Raw genomic sequence first — 17,402 nt, forward strand, 5'->3', positions numbered from 1 at the left:
TTTTGTGCTGCAATAAAAATGAGTATAATTCTATAAATATAAATATGTCACAAGTAGAAATTCGTCTTCCAAAAATGGGAGAAAGTGTTACCGAAGCAACCATTACCAATTGGATTAAAGGTGTTGGTGATACAATTGAAATCGACGAACCACTTGTAGAAGTGGCAACAGACAAAGTTGACAATGAGCTTCCTTCTGAAGTATCTGGAACTGTAGCAAAAATTTTCTTTGAAGTAGATGAAGTTGCTCAGGTTGGTGATGTTATCGCTTTAATTTCAACAAATGGAGAGGTAGCTGATGATACAAAAGAGGAAAACACTGAAGTTGAAAAAGCTGCTGAAGTTGTTGATCAAACCGTAAACGATGCTGTTGCAGCAGTACATAAGAGTGGAGATTTAGACAAAAACGGACCAAGCGGGAAATTTTATTCACCATTGGTAAGAAGCATTGCTGAGAAAGAAGGCATAGCGATGAATGAATTAGAAAGTATCAACGGAACTGGACAAAATGGTCGAGTAACGAAAAAAGATATTTTTGATTATATAGAAAACCGAGGTAAGCAGCCTGTTGCGGCAAAAGAAGTTGCTCAACCAGCAGAAACAACAGCTCCAAAAGCACCAGCACCAGCGCCGAAACCAGCAAGTGCTCCTACTATGGAAGGTGATGAAATCATTGAAATGGACCGCATGAGAAAATTAATCTCAGAGCATATGGTTCGATCTAAACATACCTCACCACACGTAACTTCATTCGTTGAAGCAGACGTTACTGAGATTTGGAACTGGAGAAACAAAATAAAAGGAGAATTTAAGGCTAAAGAAGGTGAAAACTTTACTTTTACGCCAGTTTTCATTGAAGCAGTTGCAAAGGCAATAAAAGACTTCCCATTGATTAACATCAGTGTTGATGGTGACAGAATTATCAAAAGAAAAGACATTAACATCGGAATGGCAGCAGCACTTCCTTCTGGAAATCTAATTGTTCCTGTAATTAAGAATGCTGACAGATTAAACCTATACGGTTTGGCCAAGCAAGTTAATGAGATGGCCAATAAAGCACGTCAAGGAAAATTATCTTCTGATGAAATCAGTGGCGGAACTTATACAATGACCAACGTTGGAACATTTGGAAACGTAATGGGAACACCTATTATCAACCAACCACAAGTGGCTATTCTTGCAACAGGTGCAATTCGTAAAGTACCAGCTGTAGTAGAAACACCTCAAGGTGATTTTATTGGAATTAGATACAAAATGTTCTTATCGCACTCTTATGACCACAGAGTTGTAGATGGTGCCCTAGGAGGTATGTTTGTAAAAAGAGTTGCTGAGTATCTAGAATCTTTTGATCCGAACACAAAACTATAGTCGTTTAGACACTTTATAAAATTAACTCGTTTAGATTTTCTAAACGAGTTTTTTGCTATATTTACATTCATGAGAAGCTTAATCAACATTTTACTGACCCTGATAATCAGTATACATAGTCTGAATGCTCAGATGACTGATCAGCAAATCGATGAGTTTTTAAAAACTGCAACAGATCGCGAATTGGTTCAAAAAAACACCACTTTAATGTTGGAAGGTTTTTTTGACCAATCAATAATTATCGCTGATGAACTTTTGAAGAAAGAACCAGAAAATGCTAACTTCAATTACAGAAAAGGTTTTGCGATTTTCAACTCAACATCTGATTATTCAAAAGCGATTCCTTATTTGTTGAAAGGAAAAGAAAAAATCAATGCCAACAGCGACCAAATGTCTCCTAATGAAAAATCAGCGCCAAGAGAAGTGCTATATTATTTAGGTCGTAGCTACCATCTTACCAATGAGATTACTAGTGCTGAAAAATACTACACAGCATATTTAGACATCACAAACAAAGAAAATGAATTCGTTTTAGATGCCCAATTGAGACTTAAACAGTGTGTAAACGCTAAAGAATTGATGGCGACACCACGTAATTATCAAATCATCAATCTTGGCAATAAAATCAATACAAAATATCCAGAATACGCGCCCATTATTTCACTCGATGGTTCGGTATTGTATTTTACATCTAGAAGATTAAGAGCTGATGGTTCTAATAAAGACATCAAAGAACCCTACAAAAACTTACACCTCGAAGATGTATATTATGCCCAACGCATTGATATTGATACTTGGGACACCCCCAAGCTTATGGATTTCTCTTTGCCTGAAAGAAATGAAGCGACAGTGGCTGTAAGTAGCGATGAACGTTCTTTTTATATCTACAAAGATGATGCTGGTAACGGAGATATCTTTAAAACAGAATATAAAGACAGTAAATTTGAAAACCTTTCTCCCATAGATGTTGAAGGTGTCAATACTGAAGCTTGGGAACCTCATATTACAGCGAGTCCAGACGGAAAGTACAAGTACTTCTCTTCTGACCGAGAGGGCGGTTTTGGAGGTCGAGATATTTATAGAATCACAAAACTTCCCAACGGACAATGGAGTAAACCAATGAATTTAGGACCAACAATTAACACTCCATATGATGAAGATTCACCATTTATTTCTGTAGATAATAAAACACTATATTTTTCACACAATGGTGAAAAAAGTATAGGAGGTTTTGATGTTTTTGTAAGTGTTTTAAATGAAGAAGATCAATCTTGGAGTGACCCAATTAATTTAGGCGTCCCATTAAATTCAACAGGTGATGATATCTATTACACCACAACCGCTGATGGTTTAACTGGTTATTACACCTCATTTAGAGCAGATGGTTTCGGAGAAAAAGATATTTACGAAGTTCGAAATGATTATTTAGGCATTGATAACATAGCAGTTTTAACAGGTAAAGTTAGCTCCACCACAGGAGAACCAATTCCTGAAGATGTTGCTTTTACCTTAAAATGTTTAAACTGCGCCCAAGAGTCTATTAGAGAAATCAATTTACGTCCTTCTGATGGTGGATTTTTCGCAACCATAGAAAAATGTCGTGACTATGAAATCATTTTCCATCACAAGAATGGTGAAGAAGAATTTTATCGTAAAAAATTCAGTACCGATTGTAACCAAGGATACGACAACAATGTGCATGATATTTTAATTGATTTAAATACAATGTCGGTCATCACAGATGGAGATGTCCAAGAAGTTAATGATTTTGTTTACTCACCATTAGAAATCAAGCACTTCTTTGGTTACAACAATATTGAACTAAGCACAGCAACAGGTGGACTAAAAGATTTGGTTGAAGAAATGTCAAAACAAGCAGAGAACGGAAGAACAGATTTTGTAATTACCATCAATGCTTCAGCTTCCAAAGTTCCAACTAGAACCTTTAAAAACAACATGACCTTGGCCAATAAAAGAGCGCGTTATGTATATGATTTATTGGATGAATACTTCAAAAATAATGAGCAATTCGAGAATGCCGTTAAATTGAATATTAACAAAATTGGAGTGAATGGACCAAGTTATAGCTATGGAACACATACCCAGATTGATAAATATGCTCCTTATCAATATGTAATCATTCAGTTGAATGGACAATCTGAAAATGATGAGGAAATGAAAGTCATTAAATCAAAGGATAATGAATTGAAAAAGATGCCAAAATAATAGTCTTATTTTTGTAACTATTTATGCTAAGTCAAGTATATATACATGATTCAATTTAATACCATGGTTAGTTCTACAATTAAGTCTATTTTAATTTTCGTAGTTTTATGCATTTCTACGATAAACTTTTCACAAAATCTTACAGAGCAACAGCTCAATCATATACTTGAAACCAGTACGGAACCAGAGTTAGTAAGACTTAATACCGAACTGATCATCAATAAAAATTATTACCACGCTTCGATAGTGGCTGATAAACTATTGACTTTTAATCAAGAGAGTCCAAATTACAACTACCGTAAAGGGTTTTCAATTTTTACGAATGCTACATTTTTCAATGAAGCCATCCCCTATTTCGAAATTGCAATCACTGACGTCAATAAGAATTACGACATGTTATCTCACAAAGAGCTTTCAGCGCCTATTGATGCACTCTATTACATGGGTCGTTCTCATCACTTGTCAGGTAAAATGGATCAAGCAATTGAGTATTACCAACAATTTCTAGCACTCATTGGCAAAAAGAATGTTTTGGTTCAACAAACCGAGCTTTACATTACACAATGTCATGAAGCAAAAAAAATCATGAAAACACCTGTTGATTATGAAGTAATAAACGTTGGAAGCACTATAAACACAGACAAACCGGAATACAGCCCTGTTGTTTCACTGGATGGTTCTGCATTGTATTTTACCTCGAGAAGACTTCATTCAGACTCTGCAAACATAAACATTAAAGAGCCTGGAACAAACTTACATTTAGAGGATGTTTATGTTTCCTATAAAGATAAAAACAACCAATGGACTGTGCCAAAAATCATGGACTTTTGCAAGCCTGAATACAATGAGGCTACCGTTGCGGTGAGTACAGATGAGCGCAGAATTTATGTGTACAAAGACGAAACAGGAAATGGAGACATCTATTATTCCAACTTTGAATCAAGTGAGTTTCAGGAGTTGAAATTTTTAGAAGACAAAGGAGTTAATACAAAGGCTTGGGAAACCCACATTACCGTTTCACCAGATGGCCAACGAAAATACTTCGCATCAGACCGTGAAGGAGGATATGGAGGAAGAGATATTTATATGATAGAAAAGTCTGCTGATGGCAATTGGAGTGAACCTGTCAATCTTGGCCCAACCATTAATACACCTCACGATGAAGACGCCCCATTTATTGCAGTAGACAATAAAACCATGTACTTTGCCCATAACGGTCCAAAAAGTATGGGTGGTTTTGACATCTTTACCACTCATATTCAAGAAAATGGAGAGTGGTCGGAACCTTTAAATTTAGGCTACCCGCTAAATTCAACAAGTGATGAAATTTACTACACAACAACAGTAGATGGGCTTACAGGGTATTTAACATCGTACCGTGATGGTGGATATGGAGACAAAGATATTTATGAAGTTAGAAACAAGCATCTTGGTGTAGACAACATTGCTGTTTTACTCGGAGAAATAGAAACCAAAGATAAATCCCCATTACCTGAACACATCGCTTTCACCGTTAAATGTTTAGATTGTGATGACCCTTATGAATTCACATTGTTTCCAAGAATTTCAGATGGAACTTTCTTTGCTTCACTTTATCCTTGTCAAGAATACGAAGTGACATTCCATAAAAACAATGGTGAGGAAGAAATTTCTCAAGAAATCATAAAAACAAATTGTGACCTAAAGTATGAAGAAATTTACCGTAGAATGGTTCTAGATGTTCCTGGATTAACAGTAATGAAACCGGAAGAATTAATACCATCTTACAAACCTCTGGCAATGAAACATTTCTTTGGTTACAATAAGAATAAATTGGATCCAGAAAAAGGAGCATTAAAAATATTTATGGACTCATTGAATGCCCAAATTAAAGATGGAAGAACTTCTATCGAGATTGAAATCAATTCTTCTGCATCTACTGTACCCACCAAAACTTTTGGTCACAACAGAGTACTTGCAGAACAAAGAGCTCAAGGAGTGAAACATTTTTTGGTACAATATTTTAAAGAAAAAGACATCTCCGATTCAATCGAATTAAAAATTAATAACATTTCTATTTCAGGTCCGGCTTATTCTGGCGATTATCAAAACATTGAAAAATATGCCCCTTTCCAATATGTTGAATTAAGCATAGGAGGAATTAATGTTCAAGATACAGACATTCAATTGCTTGAATCTAAAGACGGGTCACCCAAAATAGAAAAAAACAAAGTGCTTCACCTCAAAGATCAGCAAGGAGACACTTTCACACAAGGAGAATTTAAGGAAGGAGAGTACCAATATCAAGTCATAGTAGGTATCTTCGAAAGAATTCATTACGCAGAAGGAATGGTAAAAAGTACGACACAAAAAGGTTTTGATGCTAAAATCATCGGTAAAAGGAACGGAATGCATGTAGTATCAGCAGGTTCTACCAATACACACGAAGAAGCAGTAGCACTTTTAAAGCGTATCCGAAATGAAGTTATCTCTTCTGCTTGGATATTAAACATAAAGAATTGATATTTGTGAAACGATAACTTTAAGGTGGGTTATAAGAACCCACTTTTTTATTTTATATATATGAGCTTAAATTTAAAAAATGACCTTTGTGTCTTTGATATTGAATCAACTGGATTAGATGTATCACAAGACAGAATTGTAGAAATTTCAATGTTGAAAAAAAGTTCAACTGGAGAAGAATCTAGTTTAACTTTACGTTTAAACCCAGAAATGGAAATTTCAAAAGAGAGCTCTGAAATTCATGGAATAACACAAGAAGACATTAAAGACGCACCTACATTTAAGGAAGCTGCCGATCAGATTGCTGATTTCATTGGAAGTTCAGATTTGGCTGGATTTAATTCAAACAAATTTGACATACCTATGTTAGCCGAGGAGTTTTTACGTGTAGGGCATTCATTTGATATGCGTGCAAGAAAATTTATAGATGTTCAAAACATCTTCCATAAAATGGAGCAAAGAACCCTTCTAGCTGCATATAAGTTCTACTGCGACAAAGAATTGATCAATGCCCATAGTGCGGAAGCAGACGTTATTGCTACTTATGAGGTGCTAAAAGCACAAGTAGAGCGTTATGAAGAACTTGAAAATGATATGGATTTTCTAGCAGAATTTTCTACTCAAAATAAGTTTAAAATCATTGACTTCGCAGGTCGTTTAGCAGAAAATGAGAAAGGAGAACCTGTTTATAACTTCGGTAAGCACAAAGGCAAAACCATTGAAGAGGTAGATAGAAATGAACCTGGTTATTACGGCTGGATGATGAATGGAAATTTCCCTCGTTATACCAAAGCTGTGCTAAAAGCTGAGATGGAAAAAATCAAAGCGAAAAGACAAGAAAATAAAAAAGCAAGGTTAGAAAAGGAGGAAAAACGTATGGAGAGTAAAATCGAAGCGTTAAAAAACAAATTTGGAAAATAGTTACGCATGAAAATTATATGTATTGGACGAAATTATGCAGATCATGCTAAGGAGATGAACTCTCCCCTCCCCGAGGTTCCAATGTTCTTTATGAAACCAGATACTGCGCTCTTACCAAAAAAGAACCCTTTTTATTATCCGAACTTCACAAAAGACTTACATTACGAATGTGAGTTAGTGATTAAAATCAACAAGTTAGGTAAGAATATTTCTGAAAAATATGCCCACGAATATTACGATCATGTCGGAATTGGGATTGACTTTACAGCCAGAGATTTACAAAAAATATGTAAAGAAAAAGGACATCCATGGGAAATCGCTAAATCCTTCGAACACAGCGCTCCATTAGGAACTCATTTTCTTCCTTTAGAAGGAAAGAATATACAAAATATCGACTTTAGGTTAGAAAAAAATGGAAAAATAGTACAGGAAGGAAGCAGTAAAGACATGATTTTTAGTGTGGATCAAATCATTGCTTACTTATCTAAATTTATGACACTTAAAATTGGTGACTTAATTTTTACAGGAACACCTGAAGGAGTAGGTCCTGTTCAAATCGGTGACCACTTGGAAGGATATATTGGAGATGAAAAATTGTTGAACCTCAAGATTAAATAATCTTCTCGCAACAAACATAGAATCAATTGGAAGGAAAAATAACAATATCTAAAACGGTTAGGTACTTCACCCATGGGAATCCAGATACAGCTGAAAACATTTGGCTTGTACTCCATGGTTATTCACAGTTGCCTAAGTTTTTTATACGTAAGTTTCAAGCACTCGATCCTGAAAAAAACTTTGTCGTTGCACCGGAAGGCATGCATCGGTTCTACCGAAAAGGGACTCAAGGACGCGTAGGTGCTTCTTGGATGACCAAAGAAGCTCGTTTAGATGACATAGAAGATAATCACAAATACCTAGACAAGCTAGCAGAACACTTACTTAAAGGAAAGTCGTATAAGCAACGTTATTTACTCGGTTTTTCACAAGGTGGTGCAACGGCCACTAGATGGCATCAACGCGGAAGTTATAATGCCGATCATTTTATTTTATGGGCCAGTGTTTTTCCAGAAGATGTTTCTATTGACGAAGAAAAGTCAGGAATGCTCAATTCAAACAACTACTTTGTGGTTGGAAAATCAGATCCTTATTTTGAAGGTAAACTTGACGAGGTACAATCCTTCTTCGAGAAACAAGATTTTCAAACGACTGTTAAAATCTTTGATGGTCACCATGATATGGACACACAAACACTGCTTGAAATTGCCAATGAGTGCGAATAAACAGTTAAAGAAATCAAACAATGTACTCCTCATTTAAGTTTTTATTACTCCTTTGTTTAAGTTTTTTGTTTGCATGTACGCAAGTTGAAAACGCTCCATTGGAAAACCATTCTATTGCTACCGATATTGATTCCCTTTCATCATCAGGACCTGTTCTGGTTATTCATGGTGGTGCAGGAAGTATGCAACGAAAAAACTTTTCCACAGAACAAGAAAAACAATATAGAACTGCTTTAAACTTTGCTTTAACGGAAGGTTTTAACTTACTTAAAAATGGTGGAACAGCAAGTGAGGCGGTCATCAAAGCCATTCAGATATTAGAAGCCGATTCACTTTTCAATGCTGGAGTTGGCGCGGTATTAACCCATGAAAAAACGGTATCACTTGACGCCTCATTTATGGATGGTGCAACAGGTCAAGCGGGTGCAGTTTCTGGCATCAATAAAGTAAAAAGCCCTATAGAATTAGCCTATACCATTATGAATCACTCACCACATGTTATGCTTTCTGGAAAAGGAGCTGAACAGTTTGCAGAATTACATGGTTTAGCAAGCGTAGCACCAGAATATTTCATTACCCAATCAAAATTGAACCAAATCAACAAAGTCTTATCTCAAAAAGACAGTATGTCATTGTCATTTTATGATCCGAACATCAAAGCTAGCAAAATGGGAACAGTTGGTGCTGTTGCATTGGACCAATCCGGAAACCTAGCAGCCGGAACTTCAACAGGTGGAATGACCAACAAGAAACATGGACGAATCGGTGATTCTCCAATCATAGGTGCAGGAACTTATGCCGACAATGCCAGTTGTGCTGTTTCCGCAACTGGACATGGTGAATTTTTCATAAGAAATGTGGTTGCTTATGATATTGCTGCTCAAATGAAATATAAAAATCTGACATTAAAAGAGGCCGCACAAACAAGTATCGATGGACTTTCAAAACTTGATGGACTTGGAGGTGTAATCGCCCTAGACCGTAAGGGAAATATTGCCATGCCTTTTAATACTAATGGAATGTTTAGGGCTTATGCAAAAGCCAACGGCGAAGTTGTTATCGAACTATTTGATTAAACCTTTCTTGTCCTGCTAAGCTTCTTTTACTATCCGAAAACCCTTCTTTATAAAGGTATTTCTTTTGTAAACTTTCATAGGGACGATAGATGTAATACACTTCTCCGTTATAGATTTGAACATTTTCTACATAACGATAGAACAAAGTGAATTTCTCTTCTCTACTTCCATCCAGTAAATTGATTTCATATACATCAGTATAACCTGCATCGTCATAGACAGTATAAATTTTCTTGGTGATGGGGTCCTGATACATGCTTCTCTCCCAACCTGATTTCACAGGGTCTTTATGAAAATCTATGGAAATACTGTCTAGTACTGTACCTTCAAATCCATCATAAACAAACATCGCATCTTTATAGAAATCAAAAACATACACTTCATCATCAACCAGAAATAATTCACTGTAGGGTGCTTCATAATAAATCGAATTTGTGAAGACATTTGCGCCTACCCATACTTCCCTATCTATTCCTGTTTCAGACTCCATATCCCAAGCCCAAAGCTTGGTTCTTACGTCGGCCCACTTGTATTCGGCTCGGTAATGTTCCATCATTTCTGAATCTTCAACATGATGTAAAAGCGCATGACTTGTATCCGAAAGTTGTACATTATAGAAATCGAAAGCTGGATAGTGTGATTTATACGTTGTAAAATACAACTGTTCGTTATTCAAAGTATCCAAAATAGGTTGAACAAAATTATTTAATTGTTCTCTGGGAACCTTAATTAAGGTGATGTGCTCTGAGTTGGTAATCATATAATCCGTGTATTCACAACGCAAATAAACACGGTTGCGATAATCGGTGTCTAATCTCAATGCTTTACCAGGCACACTTCTTCTTGAGATTACGCTATCATTTTTAAAATAAATCAACTCACTTGCAGCACTTAAACGTTTTGGGTAGACCAATAAAATCATTGTTTCTTCGTCAATCACTGCAAAATCGCTAACACTAATTCGCTCAGAAGAAAAAGCTACGCTTGGTTTATAAGTTGCTGTAACATCAAATTCTGTTGAGAATTGTCCGTCGTAACGCAAAACGAACTCCAACAGAATATTGCGTTCTTTTTTAATGCTGCGTTCATGCAAACTTAAATTCACTAAGGTATCAATGTTGAAATATCCCGATTTTTTAATGTTTATCTTAATCAATTTATTTTTTGGAATCATAAAAGTATGAATGGTATGATGCGATGTCCATTGATCTACTAACACTAAATTATTAGTACTTTTAATTTTGACTTCAACGGAATCGATTGAGGCGTTTGTCATCTCATCCACAAAATCCAATTGAAGATTTACCTCTTGGGCATAACTCCCAAAAGTCAGAAAAAAGAATATGTAGCAAAAATTTCTCATTGTAGTTTTCAGTAGAGATGCAAAACATTTATAATTCCATAAACCAAAACTAAGGAAAGTAGTCATATAAAGAAAATTAAGGACTTAAATCTGAGGTTTGGTCGAAGAAAGATATTCTTATTGTCTTTATATTATGGGTCTAGCAATAATTTCATTATCTTTCTAAAAGAAAAAGATATTATTTAAAATCACAACGTAAAGGGTAAATAATGAAACTCACAAATCAGATTTTTAAAGGGGCAAATGGAAGAGAGTCATTGATAGATTTCCAAGAACCTGATGATTATGAATACGAAGATCTTGTGGTTTTCATACATGGGTACAAGGGATATAAAGACTGGGGAGCATGGAACCTGGTTCAGTCGTATTTTGTAAGAAACGGAATGGCATTTTGTAAATTCAACATGAGTCACAATGGTGGAACTACAGATGAGCCCATTGATTTTCCAGACTTAGAGGCTTTTTCGTTGAATCGTTACAGTTATGAATTAGCTGATGTTAAACATGTGTTGGACTGGCTTTCAGAAAAAGTTGATCTTACGAATAAAAGAGTACACCTTATTGGACATAGTCGTGGAGGTGGTATTGCCATTTTAGCGGCAAATGATGTTAGGGTTTCTTCTGTCATTACGTGGGCGAGCATCTGTGATATTGCCTGTCGTTTTCCAGAGGATGAAACTTTAAACAAATGGAAAGAACGTGGACTTTATACTGTCAAAAACGCACGTACCCAACAAGATATGCCCCATAAGTTTGTTCTCTATGAAGATTGGGTACAAAACAAAGAGGCTTTAAATATTGAAGCCAAGGCGAAAAAGATTAAAATACCAACACTGCATTTACATGGAGATAAAGACGATTCTGTTTCCATCACAGAATCTGAGGCATTAAGTTCTTGGACCAATGGAAAGCTAATTATTATCAATGGTGCGAATCATACATTTGACACTTATCATCCTTATGAAGAAAAAGAAATGCCACACAAATTACATGAAACTTGTGTTTTAAGTCTTCAGTTTATTGAAGGTCAAATTTAATTTTAGTAAGTATTGAGGGTATTGAGAAATTAACATTCTGATATAAAAGTTTTCATGCTCAATGACTTAAATAAAAAAAGAAAAAAAATAAACTTAGCATTCATAAAATTGCTATGATTTATTCAATGGAATATTGTAACTTTACAGGTAATAAATAACGATAAATTTTAACGCATGAAACTTATTTTCATATCAATATTGGGGTTATTTTTGGTTATATCATGTACTTCTAGCGAAACACCGCAGGAGGAAAAGGATAATGGAAGCATGGTTGAGGTTCCTGTTGTGGAAGATTCAATTGAAGAAAACTCTGTCACGTCTAAACTTGCAAACCAATGGGTATTAGTCAACCGTACCAATACCAAGAAAGACAAAGAAGTCGAGTTTTCTAATGACAATTCTTTTATTGTAACGCAATTTGAAACCAATGGTTTCTTTAGTGTTTATGACTTAATTAAAACAGGAAGTCAAGAAAGTGATAATCAAACACTAACTGTTCGTTCATCAGGTCAATGGGAAGTACATAATGAAAATGAATTGGTAATGCGTCACAGTTACAATGATTCATCAAAAATAGATGCCTATATTATTGAAACCTTAGACGATGATAATTTAGTCATTCGAAACAGTGAAAAAGACATCATTGATTCTTATACTAGAAAAAAGTAACTAAAATCATTCAACAATAATAGAGACTATTTCTTTAAGGATTAGTCTCTTTTTTTTATCATTATGTTAGAATCCCTTCGCAAAAAAATTCACCAACTCCCTATATTTGCAAAGTTTATCATTAGACTTTTGTACCCTATTACCCTGTATTTTATTTTTCACTTTGGACTTCACAAAGCTTTAGGTCTTGAGGTACAAACCATTCAGATATTATTTCTAATTCTTTGGTCTTTAATTGAATGGCAGCTTTTCTTTAAAAAACCACAAACAGAATAAGTTCACTCTTCTTTTACCTTACAAGAATATGTTTCTGACCATCTAAATTAAGGAAATAAGTTCCCGCCTCTATATCACCAGTATAAATCGTAATCTTTCCTTCAGTACGTTCAATTCCAACAATCCTTACCGCTTTTCCCATAAGGTCATATAGTTGAACATTCTTTATTTCTTGAGATGACTCTACAACGATCAGATCTTTAAAAGGATTCGGGTAAACATTAACCTTATCCACCAAGGTTTCGGCATTTGTACCCAATGGACTCCCACTGGTAATTGAGAAATTATCAAAGGCAGCGTAGGTAATGTTATTACTTGAATAATAATCTGATGTTTGAACAAATATTTGCATTGTAGAGGTCGGTACAATATAATCTACAATTCTTTTTGAGACGGAGGTCCATTCTTCGAAAAGCGCAGGATTATGACCTTTCTTATCTATTTCAACAAGGTCTATCCCGTTAGAAATACTTACTGTTAAAGTATCATTAAACGGAGTGTATCCATGGTAATTAAAAAACCAACGATCAAAATTTAGATAAGGGTCTGTAACATTAGACAAGTCAAATACAGGTGATATTAACATTACCTCTCCTCCCATCACACTAACACCATCTTCATTTCCTGTCAAATAACTAAAATCACCACAATCATTTGGGCTGTCAAAATCAGGATTAGAGTTTAGCCCTGTCGAACTATTGACAAATGGAACTTCTCTCACCCAGTCTCCCATATCAGCAGAAGAAGTTGTTGACCAACCAAAATCAAAAGAGAAATCATCACTGTACCCTTTTCCTAAAACAAATGTATATTCATTCATAGTTGGAGAGAAACTTACAAGTGCACACTCTGTATTCAATCCCCATTTTCCTGCAGAAACATAAAAGGTATCAGAATAGCTTAAGCTTTTTACGATTTCCCCAATACCATTAGTTTGATCATCAAACATAATTCCTTGATGTTTGATTCTTACGTCAGCGCCTAAGACGGGGATATTGTTTTCATCTACGACTTTAATACTCACATTGTATTGTGGTAAGGGAACCAATTCTATGTCCACAGATAAAGTGGTGCCTTCGGTTAAAGTCAGAACAGTATCTTTGGGTTCGTAGCCATATTTTTCAAATCGTATAGTATAACTTCCTGAATTCACTGTTCCTGTTTTATACGAACCATTCACTTTTGTTTCCTCAGTATGAATTCCACCAATAATGGTCACCTCAACGCCTTGAATTGGGTTACTGTTATTGGCATTAGTGACAACACCTTCTATTCTTGCCGCATGGTTAAAGTTAGACCCCAGAATAAATAATCCATTTTCAATATCCGTGGCTACGATTGTTCCAGAAGCAAAGAAAGGATAAACACCCCAATTTCCAATTGTATAGTTTGCAGTACCAGGGTAAGTGTCATAGCGTGCTACTTCGACCATATTGTATGGATCTGCAATATCATGAATAAGTACACCATCCGCATAATATGAGGTAATCAAAAAATCGCCATTCACATGTGCATTATGAGGAACAACGCCGTCTCCTGGACTGGATTGAATTCTATCTGTCTCGAAAATATTATTTGGATCTGATACATCATATGCTGCAAGGTAAGCTCTAGTAACTTCATCTGTGGTAAATGCAAAGTTTTGGTCGGCAGTAGTCCAAATATTATGAGAAAAGCTTGAAGGAGTAGCATGACTCCCTAAAACTACAGGATTTGATTTATTAGAAACATCTACAATGGTAAAAAATCCATCGTTGATATGAGCAGCATACAAAGTATTATTAATTACGTATCCATCATGAATATACCAGTCATCAAACTCTCCAACTTCGATAGGATTCATTGGATCTGTATAAAGGTCAAGAATAATTGCCCCACCATTTCCATAATTACTTCCGAAAATATAGCCATAGCCAAATTCATCAATAAATAAATTATGAGCAGATTGCCAAACCATTGAAGTTCCAAAATAATTTGTGGTATTAACGATAGGATCATTCGGTAAAGGAGACAAATCAATAATCAACAAACCATCATCTGCTTCGGTGGTTACATAAGCAAAATCACCATGCGTTTTTATGTCACGCCACACACTTGTGAGTCCAACATGCCAATAAACTTCCGTAGGATTTTGAGGGTCGGTAACATCAATAATACTAACACCTTTTTCAGCGCCAACTAATGCATATTCATTCCCGAATTCATCAGTATACCCCCAAATATCATTGAGTTGAGTATTATGCAGTGCAGAATAATCAATATGCGAAAGTGAGTCAAGGTGGTGATTTTGTGCAAATAAAATGAAGGGGCAAATAAAAAGAAGTGTGTATATAAATTTCATAAGTGAAGTTATAAATTAAAATTCGTTTCAAAGCTATTGAAGAAAGTTACTTCATCACAAAGGATAAAGTAACACATTGACAAAGCTTTACCATGTGAATTTAATTTAAATTCTTGAATTGTGTAAATCCTATGAAGTCTATTTTATTATATTTTTTCTTAGTTTCTTCAAAAGCAGTTTTTCCGGTATTCTTTTTTGGGCTTGGATGCACTATTGTAATATCATAGTTTGGAAATGCACTTACAATCAAGTCAGTTTCATAAAGCTTGCGATTTAAACTTGTTTTCCCCAAATCGAAATCAATTCCCTTAATGATTTTTCGTTCTTGATGGTTAAAAAGATCCATTGTAAGATTGAGCACAGAATCTGGAATGACAGAAGAAATAGCGATATCTTTTGACCATTCTTGAAATTTATTGGAGTAATAAAAAGCTTTCCATTTCAAATGAAACACTGGACGTTTAGCAACACTTTTCTTTTTATGTTCTCCAAAGAAAGCCTGTGTTAACTTTTCGAAAAACACTTGATCTAGCCATTCGTTAATGGTTGTAGGCTTACTATAAACAATAGCGCTTTTAGTTCTCTGCGAAAGAGCATCCAATTGATCAACTGAAAAAACAGGGTCGAAAAGTAAAATTCCTGCAGATTCATTCCGATGCACATCAACTTTTTCCTTCAGCGCTTTGAGGTGTCTATTGACTGATAAAAAAGTATTGGGGTGAAGGGTTTTCTTTAATAAATCTAGTCTCGAATTAGAAATAAACAAATAAGGACCTTGGCCTCCACCTGCTAACAATCCAATGCTTAACAACTCATCTGTTAGGGCATTCGTTTTATAATATACAATTGAATAAAAAGATTCCATACTTATAATTTCAAAAGGTAATTCTCTATTTCTGCGTAAGCAAAAGTTTTAAACTCGGGATCAAAGCATTGCTTAAGTTCATTCCAATACTGGTTTCTTATTGAAGGATATAAACTTACTTGATATTTTAAATCAGAATACAAATTTTCATGATGTAGCGCATCAAACTCTTCTAAATATTGCCTTAAATCCTTACGAATATACCTAAAAAGTTTTTTGTATTCTGATTGAGTAATCCCCAGCTTGTTGAGGTCCACAGCTTCAAATCGTATCCCTTCTTCTTTGGGCAAATGCGGATAAGCATCCACAACAAAACGGTCTTTTTTCCCAGGTAACAGCAATTTTTGAGTCGTTGAAAAAACAGGAAAGAACAAGTTGATCAGGAACATTTTAAAAAGCGAAGAAGGATTTAATAATCGATTAAACTTCCGCTTAGAAGACCAAAGACAATGCATCCAATCGTCAACCTGAATAATCCCTTCAGGCTCCTCAGCACAGATGTACTTAACCTCTTTTAATTTAAACACACCCGCTTCAAGCTGCTCGACTTTAAAATGTTTATGAATAATTGTAAAAAGACTTTGTGCCAATAAAAAATCGGGATAAAGCGGTTGAATAAAAACAAACTTTTCCATTTCTGGAGTCAGCAACACTGATGGTGCAGACTGGATACTGTTTGAAATAGTCAATGGCTTTAACTCACGCATTATTTAGCCGTTTTGGTCAACATTGGAACAAAGCTAAAATCACCATAAGTCTCCTTTTTCCATTCGTCTTCTCCAAGTTTAATCAATCGGGTCATGATTTGTTTTTTCCCTTCTCCTATAGGAATAACCAATCGTCCTCCCACCTTTAGCTGTGTCTTTAAATCCTCAGGAATGAAAGGTGCTCCACAGGTCACCAAAATACTATCGTAGGGTGCGTAGGAAGCCTTTCCTTTGTATCCATCACCGTAGAATAAGTTTGGGGAATACCCCAGTTTTTGAATGATGGGTTTCGCTTTTATATAAAGTTCTTTTTGACGTTCAATAGAAACGACCCTAACACCTAATGCACAAAGAATTGCCGTTTGAAATCCACTTCCTGTACCAATTTCCAAAACACGATGTCCTCGTTCTACCTCCAATAATTGCGTTTGAAAAGCAACAGTGAAGGGGTGACTTATGGTTTGTCCTGCCCCTATTTGAAAAGCCATGTTTGAATAGGCTTGACTGGTAAAAGAGGAATCCAAGAAAAAATGCCTTGGCACTTTGTCAAAAGCTTCCAAAATGGCCATATCAGAGATTCCTTTCTCCTTTAACTCTTCAATGAGCTGGCGCCTCATTCCTTTATGTCTATACCCGTCAATCATCCGAACAAATTTAAAGAAAGATTTAACATTTATTGACCCTCATCGATTTTCTTTTCGGTATTCATTTGTTAGTAATTCTTGAGTTCAAATATTCAATTAGTTTCCTATTTTTGCCTAAAAGTAAT

14 protein-coding genes are annotated in these 17,402 nt (G+C 35.4%); 9 read left to right on the forward strand and 5 right to left on the reverse strand.

Going from position 1 to position 17,402, the window contains the following annotated elements; genetic code table 11:
- The first annotated feature begins 44 nt into the window (after positions 1-44).
- The 7 genes from ACN0U3_RS04270 (at position 45) to ACN0U3_RS04300 (ending at position 9,375) form a co-directional block, all read left to right on the forward strand.
- A complete protein-coding gene (locus ACN0U3_RS04270; protein ID WP_417265271.1) occupies positions 45-1,367 on the forward strand; it encodes a dihydrolipoamide acetyltransferase family protein in 1,323 nt (440 codons plus the stop codon).
- A 69-nt stretch (positions 1,368-1,436) separates the two neighbouring features.
- Positions 1,437-3,593 (forward strand): hypothetical protein, encoded by a 2,157-nt coding sequence (locus ACN0U3_RS04275; protein ID WP_417265272.1) that lies wholly within the window; start codon positions 1,437-1,439, stop codon positions 3,591-3,593.
- 45 nt (positions 3,594-3,638) lie between these two features.
- A complete protein-coding gene (locus ACN0U3_RS04280) occupies positions 3,639-6,095 on the forward strand; it encodes an SPOR domain-containing protein (protein ID WP_417265273.1) in 2,457 nt (818 codons plus the stop codon).
- A gap of 60 nt (positions 6,096-6,155) precedes the next feature.
- Positions 6,156-7,016: an exonuclease domain-containing protein gene (locus tag ACN0U3_RS04285; protein ID WP_417265274.1), complete on the forward strand. Its 861-nt coding sequence runs from the start codon at positions 6,156-6,158 to the stop codon at positions 7,014-7,016.
- Positions 7,017-7,022: 6 nt separating this feature from the next.
- The gene (locus ACN0U3_RS04290; protein WP_299201868.1) at positions 7,023-7,634 is read left to right on the forward strand and encodes a fumarylacetoacetate hydrolase family protein; all 612 of its coding nucleotides are present in this window, start codon (positions 7,023-7,025) and stop codon (positions 7,632-7,634) included.
- Between the two features lie 26 nt (positions 7,635-7,660).
- Positions 7,661-8,299, forward strand: a complete 639-nt coding sequence (locus ACN0U3_RS04295) for an alpha/beta hydrolase (RefSeq protein ID WP_417265275.1) — start codon at positions 7,661-7,663, stop codon at positions 8,297-8,299.
- A 20-nt stretch (positions 8,300-8,319) separates the two neighbouring features.
- Positions 8,320-9,375: an isoaspartyl peptidase/L-asparaginase family protein gene (locus tag ACN0U3_RS04300; protein ID WP_417265276.1), complete on the forward strand. Its 1,056-nt coding sequence runs from the start codon at positions 8,320-8,322 to the stop codon at positions 9,373-9,375.
- Here the strand turns inward: ACN0U3_RS04300 and ACN0U3_RS04305 are convergent.
- Positions 9,356-10,738, reverse strand: coding sequence for a hypothetical protein (locus ACN0U3_RS04305; protein ID WP_417265277.1), 1,383 nt, complete (start codon positions 10,736-10,738; stop codon positions 9,356-9,358). The two genes, ACN0U3_RS04300 and ACN0U3_RS04305, sit on opposite strands and share 20 nt — an antisense overlap.
- 209 nt (positions 10,739-10,947) lie before the next feature.
- On the opposite strand from ACN0U3_RS04305, the gene ACN0U3_RS04310 reads away from it, so the two are divergent.
- Together ACN0U3_RS04310 and ACN0U3_RS04315 are read left to right on the forward strand one after the other, a co-directional pair.
- A complete protein-coding gene (locus ACN0U3_RS04310; RefSeq protein WP_417265278.1) occupies positions 10,948-11,775 on the forward strand; it encodes an alpha/beta hydrolase family protein in 828 nt (275 codons plus the stop codon).
- Between the two features lie 174 nt (positions 11,776-11,949).
- The gene (locus ACN0U3_RS04315; RefSeq protein ID WP_299201854.1) at positions 11,950-12,444 is read left to right on the forward strand and encodes a hypothetical protein; all 495 of its coding nucleotides are present in this window, start codon (positions 11,950-11,952) and stop codon (positions 12,442-12,444) included.
- Between the two features lie 289 nt (positions 12,445-12,733).
- On the opposite strand, the gene ACN0U3_RS04320 is transcribed toward ACN0U3_RS04315, so the two are convergent.
- The 4 genes from ACN0U3_RS04320 to ACN0U3_RS04335 form a co-directional block, all read right to left on the reverse strand.
- Positions 12,734-15,061, reverse strand: coding sequence for a choice-of-anchor B family protein (locus ACN0U3_RS04320; protein WP_417265279.1), 2,328 nt, complete (start codon positions 15,059-15,061; stop codon positions 12,734-12,736).
- A 100-nt stretch (positions 15,062-15,161) separates the two neighbouring features.
- Entirely contained in the window at positions 15,162-15,926 is a 765-nt protein-coding gene (locus ACN0U3_RS04325; RefSeq protein ID WP_417265280.1) for a hypothetical protein, read from the reverse strand.
- A 2-nt stretch (positions 15,927-15,928) separates the two neighbouring features.
- Positions 15,929-16,633, reverse strand: a complete 705-nt coding sequence (locus ACN0U3_RS04330; protein WP_417265281.1) for a hypothetical protein — start codon at positions 16,631-16,633, stop codon at positions 15,929-15,931.
- Positions 16,633-17,277 carry a protein-L-isoaspartate(D-aspartate) O-methyltransferase gene (locus tag ACN0U3_RS04335; RefSeq protein ID WP_417265282.1) on the reverse strand — a complete coding sequence of 215 codons (645 nt, stop codon included), beginning with the start codon at positions 17,275-17,277 and terminating at the stop codon, positions 16,633-16,635. The genes ACN0U3_RS04330 and ACN0U3_RS04335 overlap by 1 nt, the downstream gene beginning before the upstream one ends.
- Positions 17,278-17,402 lie beyond the last annotated feature (125 nt).

This window comes from Brumimicrobium sp. (assembly GCF_048268645.1).
In the GTDB taxonomy this organism is placed as follows: domain Bacteria; phylum Bacteroidota; class Bacteroidia; order Flavobacteriales_D; family Crocinitomicaceae; genus Brumimicrobium; species Brumimicrobium ulvae.